Consider the following 25,811-nt stretch of genomic DNA (forward strand, 5'->3'; position numbering starts at 1 on the left):
ACGGAGAGTAAAATGAAGTTTGTTGATGAAGCATCGATTCTGGTCGTTGCAGGTGATGGCGGTAATGGTTGCGTCAGCTTCCGCCGCGAAAAGTACATCCCGAGAGGCGGTCCGGACGGCGGTGATGGTGGTGATGGTGGTGACGTCTGGCTGGAAGCCGACGAAAACCTGAACACGCTGATCGATTACCGCTTCGAAAAATCGTTCCGTGCGGAACGTGGTCAGAATGGCGCGAGCCGTGATTGCACCGGTAAGCGTGGTAAAGACGTTACGATTAAAGTGCCTGTCGGTACGCGTGTGATCGATCAGGGCACGGGCGAAACCATGGGTGACATGACCAAGCACGGTCAGCGTCTGATGGTCGCTAAAGGCGGCTGGCACGGTCTGGGTAACACCCGTTTCAAATCCTCGGTCAACCGTACTCCGCGTCAGAAAACAATGGGTACGCCGGGCGATAAACGCGATCTGATGCTGGAGCTGATGCTGTTAGCGGATGTCGGTATGCTGGGTATGCCAAACGCCGGTAAATCAACGTTTATCCGTGCGGTCTCTGCAGCGAAACCGAAAGTGGCGGATTATCCGTTCACCACGCTGGTGCCGAGTCTGGGCGTTGTGCGTATGGACAACGAAAAGAGCTTTGTGGTTGCTGACATCCCGGGTCTGATTGAAGGCGCTGCGGAAGGCGCGGGTCTGGGGATCCGATTCCTGAAGCACCTGGAGCGTTGCCGCGTCCTGCTGCACCTCATCGATATCGATCCGATTGACGGTTCAGATCCGGTAGAAAACGCCCGTATTATTATTGGCGAACTGGAGAAATACAGTCAGGATCTGGCCTCCAAGCCGCGTTGGTTAGTGTTCAACAAAATTGATTTGATGGACAAAGACGAAGCGGAAGAGAAAGCGAAAGCGATCGCTGAAGCGCTGGGCTGGGAAGGTAAATATTACCTGATCTCTGCTGCCAGTCAGCTGGGCGTGAAGGATCTTTGCTGGGATGTGATGACGTTTATCATTGAGAACCCAATTGTTCAGGCTGAAGAAGCGAAGCAGCCAGAGAAAGTGGAGTTCATGTGGGACGATTATCACCGTCAGCAGCTCGCTGAAGTCGAAGACGAAGCGGAAGATGACTGGGATGAAGATTGGGACGAAGACGACGAAGAAGGCGTTGAGTTCATCTACAAGCGTTAATCCTGGTGCCGGATGGCGACGCGATTGCGTCTTATCCGGCCAACAATATCAACGGGCCGCAAACGCTGCAGGTCGGATACGCGCAAGCGCTATCCGACAGCATCACCGTCAGTTGTTCTGATAAATATCTTTGTACAACCGGCTTTCAAAGCGTACCAGCGGGATACGGCGGTTACGCTGGTCAGCGGGTTCTACCGCATAGCCAGACAGATACTGTACAAACGCCATGCGTTGCCCGCTTGCCGTGGTAATGAATCCTGCAAGGTTATACACCCCCTGTAACGAGCCGGTCTTCGCGGAGACTTTGCCATCCACGCCAGCCTGATGCAGACCCGCACGGTATTGCAGAGAGCCGTCATGGCCTGCCAGCGGCAGCATCGTAATAAAGTTCAGCTCGTTGTCATGCTGTGCGATGTACTGCAGCACCTGCATCATGGTGGCGGGCGCAATCAGGTTGTGGCGAGAGAGGCCGGATCCGTCGGCAATGATCGTGTTACCAATATCGACACCCGCCTGCTGGCGCAGGATCTGGCGTACGGCATCGGAACCTGCGCGCCAGGTGCCAGGGACATTAAATCGCGCGTGGCCGATCATACGAAAAACGGTGTCAGCAATCATGTTGTCCGACTTTTTCAGCATAATCTTAAGCAGGTCATGTAAAGGTGCTGACTGCTTGCTGGCGACAACGGTACCCGGCTCGTTGACTTGCGTCTGGCGCAGCAGCGTACCGCTGTAGGCGATACCCGCTTGTTTCAGCTCATCTTTAATAATTGCCCCGGCATAGCTGGCGCCGTCCTGAATGGCAAACGCCAGCGGCAGTGGGTCGGTGCGCTGGGGCAGACAACCGGTTAGCGTGAAGCGGTTTAAATCGCCAGGAACGACATCCAGTTCACAATATTGCGCTTCTGCAGAACCACGTGCGAGGGTGCGAACCTGGCTGAACATGGTTACCGGGTAGTATGATGCCACGCGAATAAAGGCGAGATCGTTAGGTTTTTGCGCACTGTAAAGCGACACCGAGAAGCAGTTACGATCAACAATCGCCGCCGCAGGCGGTGCGCTAAAACACTGCGTCATGTCGTTCCAGGGCCAGCCAGGTGCTTTATCATGACTGGCGAAAATGGACGTGTCGATGAGGACATTTCCGGCAATTTGCGTCACGCCTGATTTTTTCAGGGTTGCTACCATATTGCGAATATCCTGACGTTTTAGCGTCGGATCGGCACCAAATCGCGCAACTAAGTCCCCATTCAATACCCCGTTTTCCACGCTGCCTTTAGTCTCTAGCGTCGTGGTAAAACGGAAGTCAGGCCCGAGCTGGATCAAGGCCGCCAGGGCGGTGATAACTTTCTGGGTGCTGGCGGGCAGGGCCATTTGTTGGCTATGGTAATCAATAGCAGGCGTCGGAGCCCCAACCTTCTGTACCATAAGGGCGAGGTTGGCCCCGGCAGGGAGCTGGTTGATATACTCGTCAACATTCGCAGCCTGAACGCTGAACGCCGCAATACTGGCAGTCAATCCGATGGTAAATCTGGGAAATCGCATAATCTCGCGCTAACAACCTGGAAACAGGCCGTCATACTACGGCGCAACGCCCCAAAAAGTAAACGATGACCCATAGGGAACTCCAGGGTAAAATGATCATCAAATAGAGAATTGTAGCTGACCTGGGTCCTCGAGCCCGGGTCGGTATTTTTTTGCTTCTGACTCTGGCATCGCGTTTGCCAGGGTGGGCTTAGCAGCCGGGGTGAGGACAACCGCCCCCTACAGGAATGTTCAAGAGGTATAACAAATGCAAGCTATCCCGATGACCTTACGTGGTGCTGAAAAACTGCGTGAAGAGCTGGATTTTCTGAAATCTGTGCGCCGCCCTGAAATCATTGCCGCGATCGCCGATGCGCGTGAACACGGTGACTTGAAAGAGAACGCGGAGTACCACGCGGCCCGTGAACAGCAGGGATTCTGCGAAGGACGCATTAAAGATATCGAAGCTAAGCTGTCTAACGCGCAGGTTATCGACGTCACTAAAATGCCGAACAATGGCCGTGTCGTTTTCGGTGCAACGGTGACCGTTCTGAATCTTGATAACGATGAAGAACAGACCTGGCGCATCGTAGGTGATGACGAAGCTGATTTTAAACAGAACCTGATTTCAGTTAACTCGCCTATTGCTCGTGGCCTGATTGGCAAAGAGCAGGATGACGTGGTGGTTATCAAAACGCCGGGCGGTGAAGTGGAATATGAAGTGGTGAAAGTAGAATACCTGTAATTCGCATCTTGGTTAAGATGTTGATACATTGTAAAGAAAGGAAAAAGGCCGCATAGCGGCCTTTTATCAACGAAGAGAGCGTGGCATTTTGCTCTCCTGCTAGCGGAAATTCCCGCGTTTTACACAAACTACGTGTTCAACTTTGGGATATTCTTAGCGTGGCAGCGAGATTTTACGTTCTTTAGTCGGGCGATACAGTACCAGCGTTTTGCCGATGACCTGTACGTTACAGGCGCCGGTTTCGCGTACGATAGCTTCCACTATCAAGGTTTTGTTATCGCGATCTTCCGAGGCGATTTTCACCTTGATAAGTTCATGGTGCTCTAGCGCTTGTTCAATCTCGGCCAGTACCCCTTCGGTCAAACCATTATTGCCAAGCATGACTACAGGCTTGAGCGGATGTGCCAGACCTTTCAGGTGCTGTTTTTGTTTAGTACTCAGATTCATCGTATATTTTTGCTTAGGTTGGGATTGAAAACGGGTCATTCTACCGCCATCTCCCATATATCACCAAATAGCAGTGTAGAAATTTACACCATTGGTTACGATGAACTGCCCGATGGGAAAGTAAAATGACAGGTAAAAAGCGTTCTGCCAGCTCAAGCCGCTGGCTTCAGGAACACTTTAGCGATAAATATGTTCAGCAGGCACAGAAAAAGGGGTTACGTTCCCGTGCCTGGTTTAAACTTGATGAAATACAGCAAAGTGACAAAATTTTTAAACCGGGGATGACGATAGTTGACCTCGGCGCTGCACCCGGTGGCTGGTCGCAATACGCGGTTACGCAGATCGGAAACAGCGGCCGCATTATCGCTTGCGATCTTTTACCTATGGATCCAATCGTTGGTGTGGACTTCCTTCAGGGCGACTTTCGTGATGAATTAGTCCTGAAAGCGTTACTTGAGCGCGTAGGTGACAGTAAAGTACAAGTTGTCATGTCCGATATGGCACCAAATATGTGTGGAACACCGGCGGTGGACATTCCCCGGGCCATGTATTTGGTAGAGCTGGCGCTTGGAATGGCTCGTGATGTATTAGCGCCAGGTGGTAGTTTTGTAGTTAAGGTGTTCCAGGGCGAAGGCTTCGATGAGTATCTAAGAGAGATTCGCTCCCTGTTTACGAAGGTCAAAGTTCGTAAGCCGGACTCTTCCCGCGCTCGTTCGCGTGAAGTGTACATTGTAGCGACCGGGCGTAAACCATAACCGGCAGATTTTAAACGAAAGTTTGAAAGACGCTGGATATAGAGTATCCTGACGCTGTTTTTAACACAGTTGTAATAAGAGGTTAATCCCTTGAGTGACATGGCGAAAAACCTAATACTCTGGCTGGTCATTGCCGTTGTGCTGATGTCAGTATTCCAGAGCTTTGGGCCCAGCGAGTCTAATGGCCGTAAGGTGGATTACTCTACCTTCCTGCAAGAGGTCAATCAGGACCAGGTTCGTGAAGCGCGTATCAACGGACGTGAGATTAACGTTACCAAGAAAGACAGTAACCGTTACACGACCTACATCCCGGTTAACGATCCGAAGCTGCTTGATAACCTGCTGACCAAAAACGTCAAGGTTGTTGGCGAGCCGCCTGAAGAGCCGAGCCTGCTGGCTTCTATCTTCATTTCCTGGTTCCCAATGCTGCTGCTGATTGGTGTCTGGATCTTCTTCATGCGTCAAATGCAGGGCGGGGGTGGCAAAGGCGCCATGTCGTTCGGTAAGAGTAAAGCGCGCATGCTGACGGAAGATCAGATCAAAACCACTTTTGCCGACGTTGCAGGTTGTGACGAAGCGAAAGAAGAGGTGGCTGAGCTGGTCGAGTACCTGCGCGAACCGAGCCGTTTCCAGAAGCTGGGCGGTAAGATCCCGAAAGGCATCCTGATGGTCGGCCCTCCGGGTACCGGTAAAACCCTGTTGGCAAAAGCCATCGCGGGTGAAGCGAAGGTTCCGTTCTTCACTATTTCTGGTTCTGACTTCGTGGAAATGTTTGTGGGTGTCGGCGCATCTCGTGTGCGTGACATGTTCGAACAGGCCAAGAAAGCAGCACCGTGCATCATCTTCATCGATGAAATCGACGCCGTAGGCCGCCAGCGTGGCGCAGGTCTGGGCGGTGGTCACGATGAACGTGAGCAGACGCTGAACCAGATGCTGGTTGAGATGGATGGCTTCGAAGGTAACGAAGGTATTATCGTTATCGCAGCAACTAACCGTCCGGACGTTCTTGACCCTGCGCTGTTGCGTCCAGGTCGTTTTGACCGTCAGGTGGTTGTAGGTCTGCCGGACGTTCGTGGTCGTGAGCAGATTCTGAAAGTGCATATGCGTCGCGTACCGCTGTCTCCGGACATCGATGCGGCAATTATTGCCCGCGGTACGCCTGGTTTCTCCGGTGCAGATCTTGCGAACCTGGTGAACGAAGCAGCGTTGTTCGCTGCCCGTGGTAACAAGCGCGTTGTATCGATGGTTGAGTTCGAGAAAGCGAAAGACAAAATCATGATGGGTGCGGAACGTCGCTCCATGGTGATGACGGAAGCGCAGAAAGAATCTACCGCGTACCACGAAGCAGGCCACGCGATTATCGGTCGCCTGGTACCGGAACACGATCCGGTGCACAAAGTAACGATTATTCCACGCGGTCGTGCGTTGGGTGTGACCTTCTTCCTGCCGGAAGGCGATGCAATCAGCGCTAGCCGTCAGAAACTGGAAAGTCAGATCTCTACGCTGTACGGCGGTCGTTTGGCTGAAGAGATTATCTACGGTGCTGAACATGTTTCTACCGGTGCGTCGAACGACATTAAAGTCGCGACTAACCTGGCACGTAATATGGTGACGCAGTGGGGCTTCTCTGAAAAGCTGGGTCCGTTGCTGTACGCGGAAGAAGAAGGCGAAGTGTTCCTCGGTCGTTCTGTTGCTAAAGCAAAACATATGTCCGATGAAACCGCGCGCATTATCGATCAGGAAGTTAAATTGCTGATTGAACGTAACTACGAGCGTGCTCGTCGTCTTCTGAACGATAACCTGGACATTCTGCACTCGATGAAAGATGCGCTCATGAAATATGAGACCATCGATGCACCGCAGATTGACGATCTGATGGCTCGCCGCGATGTGCGTCCGCCGGCAGGTTGGGAAGAGTCAGGTGCGTCTAACAACTCTGGCAATAATGGCACCCCAAGTGCGCCGCGTCCGGTCGATGAACCGACCTCGCCGAATCCGGGTAACATGTCAGAGCAGTTAGGTGACAAATAAGTTATCGTTGCTGATGACCGTGCTTTAATTGAAAACCCTGGGGCTTGCTCCGGGGTTTTTTTATTTATCAACTTATACCCAATGAATTTCGAGTTGCATCAAGGCGGCGACGCAGGGAATCCCCAGGAGCGTACATCAGTACGTGACTGGGGTGAGAGAGGACAAACCGGCTATGCCGGTTTGAACAGCGCTTGCGCTGGCCCCGAAGGGGTGAGGCCGAAGGCCGAATAAAGCTAACGCAGATGCAGCTTGAAAGACGATGGGTATATACCAGGGATAACACTATGAAACTCTTTGCTCAGGGTTCTTCGCTGGATCTCAGCCATCCCCACGTCATGGGGATTTTAAACGTCACGCCGGACTCTTTTTCCGATGGCGGCGCGCACAACACCTTGGTTGAGGCGGTGAAACACGCCAATCTGATGATTAACGCCGGGGCGACTATCATTGATGTGGGTGGCGAATCCACTAGGCCGGGGGCGGCAGACGTCAGCGTAGAAGAAGAACTGGAACGGGTGATCCCGGTCGTTGAGGCCATCGCCCAACGCTTTGAGGTGTGGATCTCGGTGGATACCTCAAAACCGGAGGTGATTCGTGAATGTGCCCGAGTTGGCGCGCATATCATTAATGATATTCGCTCCCTGACAGAACCAGGTGCACTGGAAGCTGCGGCGGAAACTGGATTACCCGTGTGTCTGATGCATATGCAGGGGCAGCCGAAGACCATGCAGGAAGCGCCAAAGTACGAAGATGTTTTTGCTGAGGTAAATCGCTACTTTGTTGAGCAAATAGCACGTTGTGAAAGGGCTGGGATCGCAAAAGATAAATTGTTGCTCGACCCGGGATTCGGTTTCGGTAAAAATCTTACCCACAACTACACATTACTGGCACGCCTGGCTGAGTTTCATCATTTTAATCTGCCGCTACTGGTCGGGATGTCACGAAAATCAATGATTGGTCAGTTACTGAACGTGGGGCCATCTGAACGTTTGAGCGGAAGCCTGGCATGTGCAGTGATTGCTGCCATGCAGGGCGCGCAGATTATTCGTGTCCATGACGTCAAAGAAACCGTAGAAGCGATGCGTGTGGTGGAAGCCACATTGTCTGCAAAGGAAAAAAAACGCTATGAGTAATCGTAAATATTTTGGCACTGACGGTATCCGCGGTCGCGTTGGCGATGCCCCAATTACGCCTGATTTTGTGCTCAAACTGGGCTGGGCGGCAGGAAAAGTGCTGGCACGTCATGGTTCACGTAAAATTATTATCGGTAAAGATACGCGTATTTCTGGCTATATGCTGGAGTCAGCGCTGGAGGCTGGTTTGGCCGCAGCGGGACTGTCTGCTTCATTCACCGGGCCAATGCCAACCCCCGCGGTTGCGTATCTGACGCGCGCTTTCCGCGCCGAAGCAGGGATTGTCATCTCTGCCTCGCACAACCCGTTTTATGATAACGGAATTAAGTTCTTCTCCATCGACGGGACCAAATTGCCTGACTCCGTTGAAGAAGCTATCGAAGCCGAGATGGAAAAGCCGCTCACTTGTGTGGACTCTGCTGAACTGGGGAAAGCCAGCCGTATTGTCGATGCTGCGGGCCGCTATATCGAATTTTGCAAAGGTACGTTCCCGAACGAGCTGAGCCTGAACGAGCTAAAAATCGTGGTGGATTGTGCGAACGGCGCGACGTATCACATTGCGCCAAATGTACTCCGTGAACTGGGCGCAAATGTCATTGCGATTGGCTGTGAGCCGGATGGCGTCAACATCAATGAAGAAGTGGGTGCGACCGACGTTCGTGCGCTGCAGGCGCGCGTGATTGCAGAAAAAGCCGATCTGGGTATTGCGCTGGATGGTGATGGCGACCGCGTGATCATGGTGGACCACGAAGGTAATAAGGTCGATGGCGATCAGATCATGTATATCATTGCCCGTGAAGCGTTACGTCAGGGGCAACTGCGTGGTGGTGCTGTCGGTACGCTGATGAGCAACATGGGTCTCGAGCTGGCGCTGAAGCAGCTGGGTATTCCCTTTGCTCGGGCGAAAGTGGGTGACCGCTACGTGCTGGAAAAAATGCAGGAAAAAGGCTGGCGCATCGGGGCTGAAAACTCAGGGCACGTGATCCTGCTGGATAAAACCACCACCGGTGACGGTATTGTGGCGGGTCTGCAGGTGCTGGCAGCAATGGTACGTAATCATATGAGTTTGCACGACCTGTGCAGCGGTATGAAAATGTTCCCACAACTGCTGGTTAACGTTCGCTTCACCGCCGGTAGCGGCGATCCGCTGGAACATGAAACCGTGAAAGCGGTGATGGCGGACGTTGAAGCGGCGTTGGGTAACCGAGGTCGTGTTCTGCTGCGTAAATCAGGCACAGAGCCGTTAATCCGTGTGATGGTTGAAGGCGAAGATGAAGCGCAGGTTACTGAATTCGCGCACCGTATTGCAGATGCGGTGAAAGCCGTATAAGTCCTGAAGTTTGAGAGCCGGAGTCCGAGACTCCGGCTTTTTTTTATCCTACTGAAAGTGCCTGTTTGCGTCGATGCTGCCAGAAGTAGCCCCCGGCCATCATCAGCACAAGAGCAGCCAGCCACGGCAGGACCGCCAGCAAATGCCCTGAACGGGCAAATGTCAGGGCAATCATCAGCAACCACCCTCCCAGCATTGGAATTGCGGTACGTTTAACAATATCCACTGGTGATACGCCTGCGATCCCGGCAATGGCAATGATCACGCCAGCAATCGGCGATAACGTCCGGCCAATACCCGCCGAAATCTGAATAGGTAGCATCATCACGGCGATGTCGCTGCCGATATGGCGGCTGATATCCGGCACCATGGGGGCGAAGGAGAAGAACGCGGCATTCCCCGACCCCATCAACGCAGAAATCGCAAAGGTGATCAGCGTCATCAGCAGGATTATCGAGGCGGCACTGAGACCAAATTCACCGGAGAGTGAGAGCAGCGCGTCGACGGCACCAATGGCTTTTAGCCCGGCTGAAAAAACTTCACCCGCGATAATCAACGTTACGACGGTGGCAAACACGCTGCCCATGCTGTCGAAAACTTTTTGCACGCCAGCCATCACTTCACGTGCCTTGCGATGACGCCAATACTCGCAAATCAGCGTAATGGCCAGGCTAATCAGAACGGCGGTATCCAGTGTAATTTTGAGCGAGCTAAACAGTAAATCACTGCACAGTAGCATCAATACCAACGGTAGCATCGGCAGAAACAGCCAGGCGATCGGGGCGTGGGTTTCTTCTGTGGCGGTCAACGTTTGCATCTGCTGAGCTACATCGCCGCCGCTTTCCCGGCGATCGAAAAAGCGTTGGACGACAATATGGAGCAGGGCGATGAAAAGAATGACCGGCACGACGATAGGAAGTTGATCGTGAACAAAATAGTTCACCACCTCGATACCCGCTGTTTTGGCGGCAAGAACCGAGTTACCGGAACCGGGGCCGAATTCAACCGCGCAGGTACTGGCGATAACGGCGGCGACGGCGGCACGGCTGCAGCCAAGGCGGGTGAGCAGCGGATAAAGCGTTGCCATCAACAACAAACCCAACCCCGTAGCGCTACTGATAAACAGCGACAAAAATTGCCCCAGCAGCAACGCCAGCCCCAGTAGGAGATATGGCGAGTTCAGACGCTGTAATGGACGCGAAGTCACCCGAACCAGCACCTGACTGGCACCAATGGCTGACATATAGGTGGCAAAGCCGCCAATCAGCATAATTTGCAGACCAAGGCCACCCAGGCGCACGCTCAGGGTATCGCGGATAAACTCAAACGCATCAAAGGGGCCAAACCCGGTGCTTTTCTTCACCAGGCTACTGAGCGTGGTCATTCCGCTAAAATGGGCGATGAGTAGCAATACAATCCCGGTGAGCAGCAGCACGGACTGGGGATGGTACTTTTTCAGGATCAGCCGTCCGGCAAAGACAATGGCGACTAGCGCCAGCAATAAAGACATTCTTTTATCCTCACTCAAAGTTGCCGTTGACCAAACACTCTCCATCGCGCAGTAACGGCCTACCCGCGGCAAACAGATGCGCCAGCGACAGGTCATCATTGAGGACGCAAATATCGGCGCGTTCTCCGGCACAAAGCTTGCCGCCGGAAATTCCCAGCGAGCATGCAACGTTTGCCGTCATCATGGCCACGGCCTGTGCGATCGGAATGCCCGCATCAATCAGGCGAGGGAGCAGTGCAAGGTTACCGCCTACCGGCGCGGCCGTGAGTCCTTCAACCATACCCTGAGCATTAAAGCGCGGCACGCTGCCATTGCCATCTGAGCTGATGGTGATGCGATCGGCTGGAACCTGAGCCTCCAGCGCGTGGAGAATGGCCTGTTCCTGGGGCATAAAACGGCTACCGCCAGACGTCACGTCAATATGGCCGCCGCGATGGGCGAAAGCGATCGCCTGGTTGAACAGGGCTTCGGTTCTGGCCACGTGAGTCGGTGAAATATGGTGGATCGGAATACCGGCATCGCAAAGCGCGATAAGTTGCGACATGCCTTCTGGCAGGTTGCCCAGGTGCACATGCAGCAGCCCTTTTTTCCCCGCCAGCAGTGAGGCCACGCGGATATCGCTGACGATTCTCAACAGCTCCTGGAAAGAGGGATATGAACCCCGATGATCGGCGAGGGCGATTTTAACGCCGAGAATGGCCGGGATAAAGGTTATGTCATCGCGAATGGATTGCGTAATCGTCGGGCTGGGTACCGCGTAAGCCCCAGTGTGCATAAACGCGCGCACGCCCTCCAGATTCAGTGACTGCATTTTGGCGTACAGATCTTTGGGCGAGCGAGAAATGGCATCGGTGCCCAGCACGCCGACGACCGTCGTAATGCCAGCTTGAAGCAGATCGCGCAGTTTTACGGCAGGCGTTCGGCTGGCAAATCCTGCTTCACCACCGCCGCCGGTCAGATGGACATGCTGGTCGATAATCCCCGGAATTACCCATTTACCCCGGCAATCGATGACCTCGTTGACGCCATCGAAACGTGAAATATCGTTGCCTACCGCCACAATACGATCGGCATATATGAGCAGAGAGCAGAGGCCTAAATCCTCCGGGGAAAAGACACGGGCATTAGTCAGTAAAGTAAACATATTAGTCCTGTCAAACGTCAAGGGGAGGGATACTCGGCAGGTGAAACAGAATATTGTTGTTATGCGGTCCACACTAAAGCCATTACTATAACTGTGACTATTTCCGATTTGTTATCGGAGGATACGGATATGGAATGGTGGAGAATGCGACGTGGATAGTAAGTGGTTAGATGATTTCCTGGCTTTAAGTCAGCATGGGAATTACTCCCAGGCCGCCATACAGCGGCATATTACTCAGCCTGCGCTAAGTCGGCGTATTAAAGCACTGGAAGAGACGTTAGGCGTCCCGCTATTTGATCGTACCACGACACCCGTTACGTTAACCCGTTATGGTGAACGGTTTGAACCCTATGCCCGGCATGTCCTCAGTACGCTGACGGAGGCGCGTCATGAACTGGCCGCCATGATGCCGGCAACGGAAAATACGCTGGTGATGGTCAGTCTTCACACGCTGTCGGTGAATATCCTGCCTGACATGATCCATTACCTGCGCCAAAGCGAACCACAATTAAGTTTTACGGTAAACGCCAGCATCCAGGGAATTGATAATCACTTTAACGCGCTGATAAACCGGCAAATTGATTTTCTGGTGACCTACGATTTGCCGTCTTCGCAGCCGGGGCTGGAGATTGTCGGGGGGCTTAAACGCTCCTTGTGGCGATATGAGAGGTTCATCCCGGTGATTTCAGCCCAACTGGCGGACAAGCTTGATTCTCCAGATGCTCCGATTCCCTGGCTTTGCTACAGCGACTATACCTTTGTCAGACGCATTATCGATCCGCTAGAGCAACAGGTTCACCCACGACTGAAAAAGGTCTTTGAGAGTGGGTTAAGCGAAACAATCCGGGAAATGGTGCTGCGCCATATGGGAATGGCATGGTTGCCCGAGTCGATGGTGGCTGAAGAATTAGTGAATAATGAAGTTATCCACTGTTGGCCAGATAATTCAGATCTGATAGGTGAAATTCCGGTCGTTGTTTGGGCAAACCTTGACGATCAGCGACCCGTGATGCAGCGATGCTGGGATAAATTGCTGCGTTTTTGATTGATGTGGCGTTTTTTTCTTCAGTTGATACAATACGCTTAAATTGCCCTTGCGAAGGTTATTCGCATTGGTTAGTATTCACACCCGCTTCAGTGGGAAACAGTTAAACATTCCCGCTTTAATGGTCGAAGCATTGGTACGCGGCAACTCCGCAAGGAACAGGTTGATTATGCACGAAGCTCTTTTAGTAGTTTTCCTTATTGTAGCAATTGGCCTGGTAGGCTTGATCATGCTGCAGCAAGGCAAAGGCGCTGATATGGGAGCCTCTTTTGGCGCAGGCGCTTCTGGTACACTGTTTGGTTCAAGTGGTTCTGGTAACTTCATGACCCGAATGACAGCTGTATTGGGAACCTTGTTCTTCATTATCAGTCTGGTGCTGGGTAACATGAACAGCAATAAGACCAATAAAGGAAGTGAGTGGGAAAATCTGAGTGCACCGGCGAAAACCGAGCAAACTCAGCCAGCTGCTCCGGCTCAGCCGACCAGCGATATCCCGCGCTAATAGTAGTATCTGTGCTGAGGTGGTGGAATTGGTAGACACGCTACCTTGAGGTGGTAGTGCCCTAACGGGCTTGTGGGTTCGAGTCCCATCCTCAGTACCAATATTCCGAAAGAAAGACGCTGAAAAGCGTCTTTTTTTTCGTCTGTATGTTGTGATCCGTAGGTGTGCGTAGTAGCACGTAGGCCTGATAAGCGATAGCGCCATCAGGCATGTCCTGCAAATTGTCGGATGGCGGCTACACGCCTTAAATTCCGCGCATAAAAAAGCCGCTTGCGCGGCTTTTGTCATTTCTGTTGGCGATTACTTCGCTTTGTTTTCCAGATTCTCTACCTGCGGCAGACCGGTGGCGGAAGAGGCGGTCAGCAGGCCCGACTGGGCGTAGCCGAACAGCTTCTCGCGGGTATCGGTAATATCCAGGTTACGCATAGTCAGCTGACCGATACGATCGTCCGGTGAGAAGACGGAATCCCCTTTCTCCATGGTCAGACGTTCTGGCTTGTAGGTCAGGTTGTCGGAGACGGTATTCATAATGGAATAGTCGTTACCGCGACGCAGCTCCAGCGTAACTTCGCCGGTGATTTGGCTCGCAACCCAACGTTGCAGACCGTCACGCAGCATTAGCGCCTGGGAGTCAAACCAGCGACCCTGGTACAGCAGACGACCCAGTTGGCGGCCGTGAGCGTGATACTGCTCAATGGTATCTTCATTGTGAATACCGGTCAGCAGACGCTCGTAAGCGATATGCAGCAGCGCCATCCCCGGGGCTTCGTAAATACCACGGCTTTTCGCCTCGATAATACGGTTTTCAATTTGGTCGCTCATGCCCAGACCATGACGGCCGCCAATGCGGTTGGCTTCCATCATCATCTCAACATCGTCGCTGAAGGTTTTGCCGTTCAGCGCAACTGGATGTCCCTGCTCAAAACGTACGGTTACTTCTTCCGCCGGGATCTTCACGCTTTCATCCCAGAACTTGACGCCCATAATCGGGTTAACGATCTTCAGGCTGGAGTTAAGGAATTCCAGATCTTTCGCTTCGTGCGTAGCGCCGAGCATGTTGGAGTCAGTGGAATACGCTTTTTCGACAGACATTTTGTAGTCGAAACCGCAGGCGATCATAAATTCAGACATCTCATGGCGACCGCCGAGTTCGTCAATGAAGTCAGTGTCCAGCCATGGTTTGTAAATTTGCAGTTCGGCATTGGTCAGCAGACCGTAACGATAGAAACGCTCAATATCGTTGCCTTTATAGGTACTGCCGTCACCCCAGATATTCACACCGTCATCTTTCATGGCGGCCACCAACATGGTGCCGGTCACCGCGCGGCCTAGTGGCGTGGTGTTGAAATAGGTCAGTCCGCCGGTGGTATTATGGAATGCACCACATTGAATCGCTGCGATCCCTTCGGCAACCAGTTGCTTGCGGCAATCAACCAGGCGAGCGTTCTCAGCACCATATTCCATTGCACGGCGAGGGATAGCGTCATAGTCATCCTCATCCGGTTGTCCCAAATTCGCAGTATATGCATATGGGACAGCCCCTTTTTGTCGCATCCACAGCAGTGCAGCACTGGTGTCCAGGCCGCCAGAAAAAGCGATACCAATACGTTTACCTACCGGGAGATGCTTGAGAATCGTCGTCATAAAATAAAACCCTGCTTGATAGACTGGTGAAGAGGTTGGTTTTTTATGTTAAGTGCATTTTTATGCAAAATAAATGAGTTTTCATTTAATCACCTTTTAACGGTGACAGGAAGAGTTTAGTGATAATTTCGTTAAATAACGGCGTTGAAGGCAGATTTATCTTTGTTGCACTTTGCTAAATTTGCGCAGGCTGGCATTCATTCATTTGCATAGTAGTAACAAGGTTGACATAAGGGATAGAAAATCAATATACTGTGCGCAGATTTTACGTCCCGTCCTCGGTACCAAATCCCAGCAGTATTTGCATTTTTTACCCAAAGCGAGTAAAATTTGCCACGTTTCAGGCGCGGGGTGGAGCAGCCTGGTAGCTCGTCGGGCTCATAACCCGAAGGTCGTCGGTTCAAATCCGGCCCCCGCAACCACTTTCCCTTAGAGTTCTTTTTCAAATATACTGTGAAGACTTAGGCCTTCGTAGCTGGATTTGAAAAAAAATTCTTTCGGAAGGTTCTCCGAACCGCAGGTGCGGTTATAGGGTTCAGTTATCTAAAGCCCCGATTTATCGGGGTTTTTTGTTATCTGATTACAGAATAACTGGGCTTTAGGCCCTTTTTTTATGTCTTGGGGGTGGGCTTGTCCACATTAGAGCAAAAATTAACAGAGATGATTAAAGCACCAGTTGAAGCCTTGGGCTACGAGCTGGTCGGCATCGAATTTATTCGTGGTCGCACATCCACACTGCGCATCTATATTGATAGTGAAGATGGCATCAATGTTGATGATTGTGCTGATGTGAGCCACCAGGTTAGCGCCGTGATGGACGTTGAAGATCCGATCACCGTTGCTTATAACCTGGAAGTCTCCTCACCGGGTCTCGACCGTCCTATGTTCACGGCTGAACACTACGTGCGTTTCCTGGGTGAAGAAGTCACGCTGGTTCTTCGTATGGCGGTACAAAATCGCCGTAAATGGCAGGGCGTTATCAAAGCGGTGGATGGTGAGATGATCACTGTCACAGTCGACGGTAAAGATGAAGTGTTCGCGCTGAGTAATATCCAGAAGGCGAACCTGGTTCCCCACTTTTAACAGTCTGGATTGAGGTGAAAAGCCCGCGATGAACAAAGAAATTTTGGCTGTTGTTGAAGCCGTATCCAATGAAAAATCGCTGCCACGCGAGAAAATTTTTGAAGCGCTGGAAAGTGCGCTGGCTACAGCAACAAAGAAAAAATACGAACAAGAGATCGACGTTCGCGTAGAAATCGATCGTAAAAGCGGTGATTTCGATACCTTCCGCCGTTGGGTAATTGTGGAAGAAGTCACTCAGCCAACCAAAGAAATTACACTGGAAGCCGCACGTTACGAAGACGAGAGTCTGAACGTGGGTGAATACGTTGAAGACCAGATTGAATCAGTCACCTTTGACCGTATCACCACCCAGACGGCGAAACAGGTTATCGTACAGAAAGTACGTGAAGCTGAACGTGCGATGGTTGTTGATCAATTCCGCGAGCACGAAGGTGAGATCGTCACCGGTGTGGTGAAGAAAGTTAACCGTGACAACATTGCGCTGGACCTCGGCAGTAATGCTGAAGCCGTGATCCTGCGTGAAGACATGCTGCCGCGTGAAAACTTCCGCCCGGGTGACCGTATCCGTGGTGTTCTGTACTCCGTTCGCCCGGAAGCACGCGGCGCGCAACTGTTTGTGACGCGTTCCAAACCGGAAATGCTGATTGAACTGTTCCGTATTGAAGTGCCAGAAATTGGCGAAGAAGTGATTGAAATTAAAGCGGCGGCTCGTGATCCGGGTTCTCGTGCGAAAATCGCGGTGAAAACCAACGATAAGCGTATCGATCCGGTAGGTGCTTGCGTAGGTATGCGCGGTGCACGCGTTCAGGCGGTTTCTACCGAACTGGGCGGCGAACGTATCGATATCGTCCTGTGGGATGATAACCCGGCACAGTTCGTGATCAACGCAATGGCGCCTGCAGACGTCGCGTCTATCGTGGTGGATGAAGATAAACACACCATGGATATCGCGGTTGAAGCCGGTAACCTGGCTCAGGCGATTGGACGTAATGGTCAGAACGTCCGCCTGGCTTCACAATTGAGCGGTTGGGAACTCAACGTAATGACCGTTGATGACCTGCAGGCTAAGCATCAGGCTGAAGCGCATGCTGCTATTGATACCTTCACCAAATATCTCGATATCGATGAAGATTTCGCGACGGTTCTGGTAGAAGAAGGTTTTGCTACGCTGGAAGAGCTGGCCTACGTGCCAATGAAAGAGCTTCTGGCAATCGACGGCCTGGATGAAGCAACCGTTGAAGCGCTGCGCGAGCGTGCTAAAAACGCACTGACCACTCTGGCACTGGCCCAGGAAGAAAGCCTCGGTGATAACAAACCGGCTGACGATCTGCTGAATCTGGAAGGATTAGATCGTGATATGGCCTTCAAACTGGCTGCCCGTGGTGTTTGTACGCTGGAAGATCTCGCTGAACAGGGCATTGATGATCTGGCTGATATCGAAGGGTTGACCGACGAAAAAGCCGGTGAGCTGATTATGGCTGCCCGTAATATTTGCTGGTTCGGCGACGAAGCGTAATAAACTGTAGCAGGAAGGAACAGTATGACAGATGTAACCGTAAAAACGCTGGCTGCAGAGATACAGACCTCCGTGGATCGCCTGGTACAGCAATTTGCTGATGCAGGTATCCCGAAGTCTGCTGACGACTCTGTGTCCGCACAAGAGAAACAAACCTTACTGGCGCACCTGAACCGTGAGAACGGCTCTGCACCAGATAAGTTGACATTGCAGCGTAAAACGCGCAGTACTCTCAATATTCCTGGTACCGGTGGAAAAAGTAAATCGGTACAAATCGAAGTCCGCAAGACACGCACCTTTGTGAAACGCGATCCGCAAGAGGCAGAACGCCTTGCCGCGGAAGAGCAGGCGCAGCGTGAAGCGGAAGAGCAAGCCCGTCGTGAGGCAGAAGAAACTGCTAAACGCGAGGCGCAACAAAAAGCCGAACGTGAGGCCGCAGAACAAGCTAAACGTGAAGCCGCTGATAAAGCGAAACGTGAAGCTGCGGAAAAAGACAAAGTGAGCAATCAACAGACCGACGATATGACTAAAACCGCCCAGGCCGAAAAAGCCCGCCGTGAAAATGAAGCCGCAGAACTGAAGCGTAAAGCGGAAGAAGAAGCGCGTCGCAAGCTTGAAGAAGAAGCTCGCCGTGTGGCTGAAGAAGCCCGTCGTATGGCGGAAGAAAATGCCGGTGTTTGGGCAGAGCAAGAGAAAGCAAAAGGTGAAGAGGATAAGACCGATTATCACGTCACCACTTCTCAACATGCTCGCCAGGCAGAAGACGAAAACGATCGCGAAGTAGAAGGTGGCCGTGGCCGTACGCGTACTGCGACGAAAGCTGCTCGTCCTCAGAAGAAAGGCAATAAGCACGCTGAATCTAAAGCCGATCGCGAAGAAGCACGTGCTGCTGGTCGCGGTGGTAAAGGTGGCAAGCGTAAAGGTTCTTCCCTGCAGCAAGGCTTCCAGAAGCCAGCTCAGGCCGTTAACCGTGACGTTGTGATTGGCGAAACCATCACCGTTGGCGACTTAGCGAACAAGATGGCGGTTAAAGGTTCTCAGGTCATCAAAGCGATGATGAAGCTGGGTGCGATGGCCACCATCAACCAGGTCATCGATCAGGAAACCGCACAGTTGGTTGCTGAAGAGATGGGCCACAAAGTTATCCTGCGTCGTGAAAACGAGCTGGAAGAAGCGGTAATGAGCGACCGTGACACTGGCGCAGCGGCTGAACCGCGTGCACCGGTTGTGACTATCATGGGTCACGTTGACCACGGTAAAACCTCTCTGTTGGACTACATTCGTTCAACGAAAGTCGCCTCTGGCGAAGCGGGCGGCATTACCCAGCACATTGGTGCATACCACGTTGAAACTGACAACGGCATGATCACCTTCCTGGATACCCCGGGGCACGCCGCGTTTACCTCTATGCGTGCTCGTGGTGCACAGGCAACAGATATCGTTGTTCTGGTTGTTGCAGCAGATGATGGCGTGATGCCTCAGACCATTGAAGCTATTCAGCATGCGAAAGCAGCGCAGGTGCCGATGGTTGTTGCAGTCAACAAAATCGATAAGCCAGAAGCCGATATGGATCGCGTTAAGAACGAACTGTCTCAGTACGGCGTTATGCCGGAAGAGTGGGGCGGCGAATCTCAGTTCATCCCTGTTTCTGCGAAAGCAGGTACCGGTATTGATGACCTGTTGAACGCTATCCTGCTGCAGGCTGAAGTTCTGGAGCTGAAAGCGATTCGTAAAGGTATGGCAAGCGGTGCGGTAATCGAATCCTTCCTGGACAAAGGTCGTGGCCCAGTTGCTACCGTTCTGGTTCGTGAAGGTACCCTGAATAAGGGCGATATCGTACTGTGTGGCTTCGAATATGGCCGCGTTCGTGCAATGCGTAACGAACTGGGTCAGGAAGTCCTGGAAGCAGGTCCGTCTATTCCAGTTGAAATCCTGGGTCTGTCCGGCGTTCCGGCTGCGGGTGACGAAGTTACCGTCGTACGTGACGAGAAAAAAGCGCGTGAAGTTGCACTGTATCGTCAGGGCAAATTCCGTGAAGTTAAACTGGCTCGCCAGCAGAAATCTAAACTCGAGAACATGTTCGCCAACATGACCGAAGGCGAAGTTCACGAAGTGAACGTTGTCCTGAAAGCTGACGTTCAGGGTTCTGTCGAAGCGATCTCCGACTCCTTGCTGAAACTGTCTACCGACGAAGTGAAAGTGAAGATCATCGGTTCCGGCGTAGGTGGTATCACCGAAACCGACGCCACGCTGGCTGCGGCATCCAACGCGATTCTGGTTGGCTTCAACGTTCGTGCTGATGCCTCTGCACGTAAAGTGATTGAATCTGAAAGCCTGGATCTGCGTTACTACTCCGTCATCTATCACCTGATCGACGAAGTGAAAGCTGCGATGAGCGGCATGCTGTCTCCGGAACTGAAACAGCAGATCATCGGTCTGGCTGAAGTACGTGACGTGTTCAAATCACCGAAATTTGGCGCCATCGCAGGTTGTATGGTTACCGAAGGTACGATTAAACGTCACAACCCAATCCGCGTTCTGCGTGACAACGTGGTTATCTATGAAGGCGAGCTGGAATCCCTGCGCCGCTTCAAAGATGACGTTAACGAAGTCCGTAACGGCATGGAATGTGGTATCGGCGTTAAGAACTACAACGACGTTCGCGTTGGCGATATGATCGAAGTGTTCGAAATCATCGAGATCAAACGTACCATCGCATAATTTTCGTCGTCTTTTGGGCTGCCGCTGTGTTGGTAGTTCAAGGCATAGAAGCTTATTTGAGGTAGGCCGGGTAAGCGAAGCGCCACCCGGCAATGAAATTTAAAAAGGGGCTTATGGCCCCTTTTTTGTCTTTATTCTGGAGAATTTATTATGGCGAAAGAATTTGGTCGCCCGCAGCGCGTGGCCCAGGAGATGCAAAAAGAGATCGCACTCATCCTGCAACGCGAAATCAAAGATCCGCGCGTCGGCGTGATGACTACCGTGTCCGGCGTTGAGATGTCTCGTGACCTGGCGTATGCCAAAGTGTTCGTGACGTTCCTGAATGACCAGGACGAAGCTGCCGTGAAGAACGGTATTAAAGCCTTGCAGGAAGCCTCTGGCTTCATCCGCTCTCTGCTGGGTAAAGCCATGCGCCTGCGTATCGTGCCGGAACTGACTTTCTTCTACGACAACTCGTTGGTCGAAGGGATGCGCATGTCTAACCTGGTGACCAGCGTGGTGAAGCATGACGATGAACGTCGTGTGAATCCTGCGGACGACAGCAAGGAGGACTAATGAGTCGTCCTCGTCGTCGTGGTCGCGACATTCATGGCGTCCTGTTGCTGGATAAGCCGCAAGGCATGTCCAGCAATGACGTGCTGCAAAAAGTAAAACGCCTCTACAATGCCAACCGTGCCGGTCATACCGGTGCGCTGGACCCGCTGGCGACAGGCATGCTGCCTATCTGCCTGGGAGAGGCGACCAAGTTTTCGCAGTACCTGCTGGACTCTGACAAACGCTATCGCGTGGTGGCCCGCCTGGGACAGCGTACTGATACCTCTGATGCCGATGGGCAAATTGTGCAGGAGCGTCCGGTGACGTTTACCCCGGAACAGCTTGCCAGCGCGCTGGAGACGTTTCGCGGTGACATCCAACAGATCCCGTCGATGTACTCAGCGCTGAAGTATCAGGGTAAAAAGCTGTACGAGTACGCGCGTCAGGGTATTGAGGTCCCGCGTGAATCCAGACCGATTACCGTGTACGAACTGCTGTTTATTCGCCACGAAGGTAATGAACTGGAGCTGGAAGTCCATTGCTCCAAAGGCACGTACATTCGCACGATTGTTGACGATCTGGGCGAGAAGCTCGGATGCGGCGCGCACGTGACGTATCTGCGTCGTCTGACGGTCAGCAAGTATCCGGTAGACCGCATGGTCACGCTGGAACATTTGCACAGCCTGGTTGAACAGGCTGAACAGCAGAACATTCCGGCGGCAGAATTACTTGATCCGCTGCTGATGCCAATGGACAGTCCGGCATCGGACTACCCCATTGTTAATCTGCCTTTAACATCATCGGTTTACTTTAAAAATGGTAATCCGGTACGTACGTCGGGCGTGCCGCTGGAAGGGCTGGTTCGCGTGACGGAAGGCGATGATGGCAAATTTATCGGCATGGGGGAGATCGACGATGAAGGTCGTGTCGCCCCTCGTCGACTGGTGGTTGAGTATCCTGCATAGCGCTCTCTGTCTTGCGATAAGAAGGCGCTGCGAGTAGAATACTGCCGCTTAACGTCGCGTAAATTATTTAACAGTTCGCGCGGCGTGTACACAAAATCATTCGAGCTGCATCAAGGCGGCAAGTCTGAGGATCCTCAGGAGCTTACTGAAGTAAGTGACTGAGGTGAGCGGACGCAGCCAACGCAGAGGCAGTTTGAAGGATGAAGTGTATACACTGGGATCGCTGAATTAGAGATCGGCGTCCTTACATTCTTAACACTTTGGAGTTTTAAAATGTCTCTAAGTACTGAAGCTACAGCTAAAATTGTTTCTGAGTTTGGTCGTGATGCAAACGACACCGGTTCTACCGATGTTCAGGTTGCTCTGTTAACTGCACAGATTAACCACCTGCAGGGTCACTTCTCTGAACACAAAAAAGATCACCACAGCCGTCGTGGTCTGCTGCGTATGGTTTCTCAGCGTCGTAAACTGCTCGACTACCTGAAGCGTAAAGATGTTGCACGTTACACTGCGCTGATCGAGCGTCTGGGTCTGCGTCGCTAAGTCTTTCGAGTTTCAGAAAGAGGGGGCCTTCATGGCCCCTTTTTTCCAGCAGATGGCAGCAATTCGCTGGAAACTAATGTATTGTTGCTATGGATGATCTTCCGTCGCAGAGGTTCGCGCGGCTAATGAGAGGCTTTACCCAATACGCGTGGGTTAGGGTTGTCATTAGTCGCGAGGATGCGCAGAAGGTCGGGTATTAACGATGGCGTGTATAAATACGCCGTTAAAAAAAGAGAAAGGATATTATTTTGCTTAATCCGATCGTTCGTAAATTCCAGTACGGCCAACATACCGTAACGCTGGAAACTGGCATGATGGCACGTCAGGCTACTGCTGCTGTTATGGTTAGCATGGATGACACCGCGGTATTTGTGACCGTTGTTGGTCAGAAAAAGACCAAGCCAGGCCAGGATTTCTTCCCGCTGACCGTTAACTATCAGGAGCGTACCTACGCTGCTGGCCGTATCCCGGGTAGCTTCTTCCGTCGTGAAGGCCGTCCGAGTGAAGGCGAAACCCTGATCGCGCGTCTGATTGACCGCCCGGTTCGTCCGCTGTTCCCGGAAGGTTTCATCAACGAAGTTCAGGTTATTGCGACCGTTGTCTCCGTTAACCCGCAGGTTAACCCAGATATCGTGGCAATGATCGGCGCATCCGCTGCGCTGTCCTTGTCTGGTCTGCCGTTCAACGGCCCGATCGGTTCTGCTCGTGTTGGTTATATCAATGACCAGTATGTACTGAACCCGACTCAAGACGAACTGAAAGAAAGCAAGCTGGACCTGGTTGTTGCCGGTACTGAAGCTGCCGTACTGATGGTTGAATCCGAAGCTGAACTGCTGAGCGAAGACCAGATGCTGGGCGCTGTCGTATTCGGTCACGAACAGCAGCAGATTGTTATCAAAGAAATCAACGAGCTGGTTAAAGTCGCTGGCAAACCGCGTTGGGACTGGCAGCCAGAAGCTGTCAACGAAGCGCTGAATGCACGCGTTGCCGCGCTGGCAGAAACGCGTTTGAGCGATGCTTACCGTATCACCGACAAACAAGAGCGTTATGCTCAGGTTGACGTGATCAAATCTGAAACCATCGCTCAGCTGGTTGCAGAAGACGAAACCCTGGACGCTAACGAACTGGGTGAAATCCTGCACGCTATCGAGAAAAACGTCGTTCGTAGCCGCGTACTGGCAGGCGAGCCGCGCATCGATGGCCGCGAAAAAGACATGATCCGTGGTCTGGACGTGCGTACTGGCGTACTGCCGCGTACTCACGGTTCCGCACTGTTCACCCGTGGCGAAACTCAGGCGCTGGTTACTGCGACCCTGGGCACCACCCGTGATGCGCAGAACCTCGACGAACTGATGGGCGAGCGTACTGACAACTTCCTGTTCCACTACAACTTCCCTCCGTACTGCGTAGGCGAAACCGGTATGGTCGGTTCTCCGAAGCGTCGTGAGATTGGTCACGGCCGTCTGGCGAAACGCGGCGTGCTGGCAGTGATGCCGGAACTGGACAAATTCCCGTACACCGTACGTGTTGTGTCTGAAATCACCGAATCCAACGGTTCTTCTTCCATGGCTTCCGTGTGCGGTGCTTCTCTGGCACTGATGGACGCAGGCGTGCCGATCAAAGCCGCTGTTGCGGGTATCGCGATGGGTCTGGTGAAAGAAGGCGATAACTTTGTGGTTCTGTCTGACATTCTGGGTGACGAAGATCACCTGGGCGACATGGACTTTAAAGTGGCGGGTTCCCGCGATGGTATCTCTGCACTGCAGATGGATATCAAAATCGAAGGTATCACCAAAGAGATCATGCAGGTTGCTCTGAACCAGGCTAAAGGTGCGCGTCTGCACATCTTGGGCGTGATGGAACAGGCGATCAATGCGCCGCGCGGCGACATCTCTCAGTTCGCTCCGCGTATCCACACCATTAAGATCAGCCCGGACAAAATCAAAGACGTTATCGGTAAAGGCGGTTCTGTTATCCGTGCTCTGACCGAAGAAACCGGCACCACCATCGAAATCGAAGATGATGGTACTGTGAAGATCGCGGCGACCGACGGTGAAAAAGCGAAATATGCTATCCGTCGTATCGAAGAGATTACTGCAGAAATCGAAGTTGGCCGTATCTACAATGGTAAAGTGACCCGTATCGTTGACTTTGGCGCATTCGTTGCCATCGGTGGCGGTAAAGAAGGTTTGGTACACATCTCTCAGATAGCCGACAAGCGCGTAGAGAAAGTGACCGATTACCTGCAGATGGGTCAGGAAGTACCGGTTAAAGTTCTGGAAGTTGATCGCCAGGGCCGCGTACGTCTGAGCATTAAAGAAGCAACTGAGCAGTCTCAGCCAGCAGCTGCGCCGGAAGCACCGGCAAGCCTCGGCGAGTAAGGTTGCCATTGCCCTCCGCGTGAGCGGGGGGCCTTTAACCCGGCAGGAAGCCTTGTTAGCAACCGGGGAACAGGACGTTCATTCAATCGTTGTCTTCGGGAGTGGGAAATGAAGCCTTTTTTGCGCTGGTGTTTCGTTGCGACAGCACTCACGCTGGCTGGATGCAGTAATTCCGCCTGGCGTAAGAGTGAAGTCCTCGCAGTACCACTGCAACCGACTTTACAGCAGGAAGTGATTCTGGCACGTATGGAACAAATTCTTGCCAGTCGGGCTTTAACCGATGACGAACGCGCACAGCTTTTATATGAGCGCGGAGTGTTGTATGATAGTCTCGGTCTGAGGGCACTAGCGCGAAATGATTTTTCACAAGCGTTGGCAATCCGACCAGATATGCCTGAAGTATTCAATTACTTAGGTATATATTTAACGCAGGCAGGCAATTTTGATGCTGCCTATGAAGCGTTTGATTCTGTACTTGAGCTTGATCCAACTTACAACTACGCGCACTTAAATCGCGGTATCGCATTGTATTACGGCGGTCGCGACAAGTTAGCGCAAGATGATCTGCTAGCGTTTTATCAAGACGATCCCAATGATCCATTCCGCAGTCTGTGGCTGTATCTCGCCGAGCAGAAGCTCGATGAGAAGCAGGCTAAAGAAGCGTTAATACAGCGCTTCGAGAAATCGGATAAAGAGCAATGGGGATGGAACATTGTCGAGTTCTACCTGGGCAACATTAGCGAAGCAACGCTGATGGAGCGCCTGAAGGCGGACGCAACGGATAACACCTCGCTCGCTGAGCATCTCAGTGAAACCAACTTCTATTTAGGTAAGTACTACCTAAGTCTGGGGGATTTGGACAACGCTACGGCATTGTTCAAACTGGCGGTGGCTAACAACGTTCATAACTTTGTTGAGCACCGATACGCATTGTTGGAATTATCGCTCCTGGGCCAGGACCAAGATGACCTGGCAGAATCGGACCAGCAATAGCTGACGTACACATCAGCCCGTAATCTTTTTTGATTGCCATCACCTTCACCGGTGAGGGCGTTGTTGTTCGTTAATACACC

General features: G+C 52.3%; 21 protein-coding genes and 2 tRNA genes. 18 read left to right on the plus strand and 5 right to left on the minus strand.

Features of this window, described 5'->3' with window-relative positions; all coding sequences use genetic code 11:
- Window positions 1-12 precede the first annotated feature (12 nt).
- Window positions 13-1,185 (plus strand): Obg family GTPase CgtA, encoded by a 1,173-nt coding sequence (gene cgtA / locus FDW98_RS19380; RefSeq protein WP_096755518.1) that lies wholly within the window; start codon window positions 13-15, stop codon window positions 1,183-1,185.
- A gap of 108 nt (window positions 1,186-1,293) precedes the next feature.
- On the opposite strand, the gene dacB is transcribed toward cgtA, so the two are convergent.
- Window positions 1,294-2,730 carry a serine-type D-Ala-D-Ala carboxypeptidase gene (gene dacB / locus FDW98_RS19385; RefSeq protein ID WP_096755519.1) on the minus strand — a complete coding sequence of 479 codons (1,437 nt, stop codon included), beginning with the start codon at window positions 2,728-2,730 and terminating at the stop codon, window positions 1,294-1,296.
- Between the two features lie 247 nt (window positions 2,731-2,977).
- Here dacB and greA point away from each other — a divergent pair, with 247 nt between their 5' ends.
- Window positions 2,978-3,454, plus strand: a complete 477-nt coding sequence (greA, locus tag FDW98_RS19390; RefSeq protein WP_096755520.1) for a transcription elongation factor GreA — start codon at window positions 2,978-2,980, stop codon at window positions 3,452-3,454.
- A 153-nt stretch (window positions 3,455-3,607) separates the two neighbouring features.
- On the opposite strand, the gene yhbY is transcribed toward greA, so the two are convergent.
- On the minus strand, window positions 3,608-3,901 hold the full coding sequence (yhbY, locus tag FDW98_RS19400; RefSeq protein ID WP_096755522.1) for a ribosome assembly RNA-binding protein YhbY: 294 nt from the start codon (window positions 3,899-3,901) through the stop codon (window positions 3,608-3,610).
- A gap of 125 nt (window positions 3,902-4,026) precedes the next feature.
- On the opposite strand from yhbY, the gene rlmE reads away from it, so the two are divergent.
- From rlmE to glmM, 4 genes are all read left to right on the plus strand, one after another.
- On the plus strand, window positions 4,027-4,656 hold the full coding sequence (gene rlmE, locus FDW98_RS19405; protein ID WP_004106110.1) for a 23S rRNA (uridine(2552)-2'-O)-methyltransferase RlmE: 630 nt from the start codon (window positions 4,027-4,029) through the stop codon (window positions 4,654-4,656).
- A 99-nt stretch (window positions 4,657-4,755) separates the two neighbouring features.
- Window positions 4,756-6,687 carry an ATP-dependent zinc metalloprotease FtsH gene (gene ftsH, locus FDW98_RS19410; RefSeq protein WP_096755523.1) on the plus strand — a complete coding sequence of 644 codons (1,932 nt, stop codon included), beginning with the start codon at window positions 4,756-4,758 and terminating at the stop codon, window positions 6,685-6,687.
- A gap of 284 nt (window positions 6,688-6,971) precedes the next feature.
- Window positions 6,972-7,820: a dihydropteroate synthase gene (folP, locus tag FDW98_RS19415; RefSeq protein WP_096755524.1), complete on the plus strand. Its 849-nt coding sequence runs from the start codon at window positions 6,972-6,974 to the stop codon at window positions 7,818-7,820.
- Window positions 7,813-9,150 (plus strand): phosphoglucosamine mutase, encoded by a 1,338-nt coding sequence (gene glmM, locus FDW98_RS19420; protein WP_096755525.1) that lies wholly within the window; start codon window positions 7,813-7,815, stop codon window positions 9,148-9,150. Before folP ends, glmM begins: the two co-directional genes overlap by 8 nt.
- Window positions 9,151-9,193: 43 nt before the next feature.
- Here glmM and dcuC read toward each other — a convergent pair whose 3' ends face one another.
- On the minus strand, window positions 9,194-10,660 hold the full coding sequence (gene dcuC / locus FDW98_RS19425; RefSeq protein ID WP_096755526.1) for a C4-dicarboxylate transporter DcuC: 1,467 nt from the start codon (window positions 10,658-10,660) through the stop codon (window positions 9,194-9,196).
- 10 nt (window positions 10,661-10,670) lie between these two features.
- Entirely contained in the window at window positions 10,671-11,804 is a 1,134-nt protein-coding gene (gene iadA / locus FDW98_RS19430) for a beta-aspartyl-peptidase (RefSeq protein ID WP_096755527.1), read from the minus strand.
- 151 nt (window positions 11,805-11,955) lie between these two features.
- On the opposite strand from iadA, the gene FDW98_RS19435 reads away from it, so the two are divergent.
- The 3 genes from FDW98_RS19435 to FDW98_RS19445 all read left to right on the plus strand — a co-directional run bounded on the left by FDW98_RS19435 (window position 11,956) and on the right by FDW98_RS19445 (window position 13,451).
- Window positions 11,956-12,849, plus strand: a complete 894-nt coding sequence (locus FDW98_RS19435) for a LysR family transcriptional regulator (protein WP_096755528.1) — start codon at window positions 11,956-11,958, stop codon at window positions 12,847-12,849.
- 169 nt (window positions 12,850-13,018) lie between these two features.
- Window positions 13,019-13,351 carry a preprotein translocase subunit SecG gene (secG, locus tag FDW98_RS19440; RefSeq protein ID WP_003025000.1) on the plus strand — a complete coding sequence of 111 codons (333 nt, stop codon included), beginning with the start codon at window positions 13,019-13,021 and terminating at the stop codon, window positions 13,349-13,351.
- A gap of 13 nt (window positions 13,352-13,364) precedes the next feature.
- Window positions 13,365-13,451: transfer RNA gene (locus FDW98_RS19445), tRNA-Leu, on the plus strand.
- 200 nt (window positions 13,452-13,651) lie between these two features.
- Here FDW98_RS19445 and argG read toward each other — a convergent pair.
- Window positions 13,652-14,995 (minus strand): argininosuccinate synthase, encoded by a 1,344-nt coding sequence (gene argG, locus FDW98_RS19450; RefSeq protein WP_096755529.1) that lies wholly within the window; start codon window positions 14,993-14,995, stop codon window positions 13,652-13,654.
- Between the two features lie 345 nt (window positions 14,996-15,340).
- Here argG and FDW98_RS19455 point away from each other — a divergent pair.
- The 9 genes from FDW98_RS19455 to nlpI all read left to right on the plus strand — a co-directional run bounded on the left by FDW98_RS19455 (window position 15,341) and on the right by nlpI (window position 25,731).
- Window positions 15,341-15,417 (plus strand) — tRNA-Met (locus tag FDW98_RS19455).
- 208 nt (window positions 15,418-15,625) lie between these two features.
- Window positions 15,626-16,078 (plus strand): ribosome maturation factor RimP, encoded by a 453-nt coding sequence (gene rimP / locus FDW98_RS19460; protein ID WP_135911333.1) that lies wholly within the window; start codon window positions 15,626-15,628, stop codon window positions 16,076-16,078.
- A gap of 28 nt (window positions 16,079-16,106) precedes the next feature.
- Window positions 16,107-17,594, plus strand: a complete 1,488-nt coding sequence (gene nusA / locus FDW98_RS19465; RefSeq protein ID WP_096755531.1) for a transcription termination factor NusA — start codon at window positions 16,107-16,109, stop codon at window positions 17,592-17,594.
- Window positions 17,595-17,618: 24 nt separating this feature from the next.
- Window positions 17,619-20,315, plus strand: coding sequence for a translation initiation factor IF-2 (gene infB, locus FDW98_RS19470; RefSeq protein WP_096755532.1), 2,697 nt, complete (start codon window positions 17,619-17,621; stop codon window positions 20,313-20,315).
- Between the two features lie 150 nt (window positions 20,316-20,465).
- A complete protein-coding gene (rbfA, locus tag FDW98_RS19475) occupies window positions 20,466-20,870 on the plus strand; it encodes a 30S ribosome-binding factor RbfA (protein WP_096755533.1) in 405 nt (134 codons plus the stop codon).
- The gene (gene truB, locus FDW98_RS19480; protein WP_096755534.1) at window positions 20,870-21,814 is read left to right on the plus strand and encodes a tRNA pseudouridine(55) synthase TruB; all 945 of its coding nucleotides are present in this window, start codon (window positions 20,870-20,872) and stop codon (window positions 21,812-21,814) included. Before rbfA ends, truB begins: the two co-directional genes overlap by 1 nt.
- A 273-nt stretch (window positions 21,815-22,087) precedes the next feature.
- Complete coding sequence (rpsO, locus tag FDW98_RS19485; RefSeq protein ID WP_096755535.1) at window positions 22,088-22,357, plus strand: 30S ribosomal protein S15; 270 nt, start codon at window positions 22,088-22,090, stop codon at window positions 22,355-22,357.
- Window positions 22,358-22,605: 248 nt separating this feature from the next.
- Window positions 22,606-24,738 carry a polyribonucleotide nucleotidyltransferase gene (gene pnp / locus FDW98_RS19490; protein WP_096755536.1) on the plus strand — a complete coding sequence of 711 codons (2,133 nt, stop codon included), beginning with the start codon at window positions 22,606-22,608 and terminating at the stop codon, window positions 24,736-24,738.
- A gap of 108 nt (window positions 24,739-24,846) precedes the next feature.
- A complete protein-coding gene (nlpI, locus tag FDW98_RS19495) occupies window positions 24,847-25,731 on the plus strand; it encodes a lipoprotein NlpI (RefSeq protein ID WP_096755537.1) in 885 nt (294 codons plus the stop codon).
- Window positions 25,732-25,811 lie beyond the last annotated feature (80 nt).

Source organism: Citrobacter sp. wls711, assembly GCF_005281055.1.
Taxonomy (GTDB): domain Bacteria; phylum Pseudomonadota; class Gammaproteobacteria; order Enterobacterales; family Enterobacteriaceae; genus Citrobacter; species Citrobacter gillenii.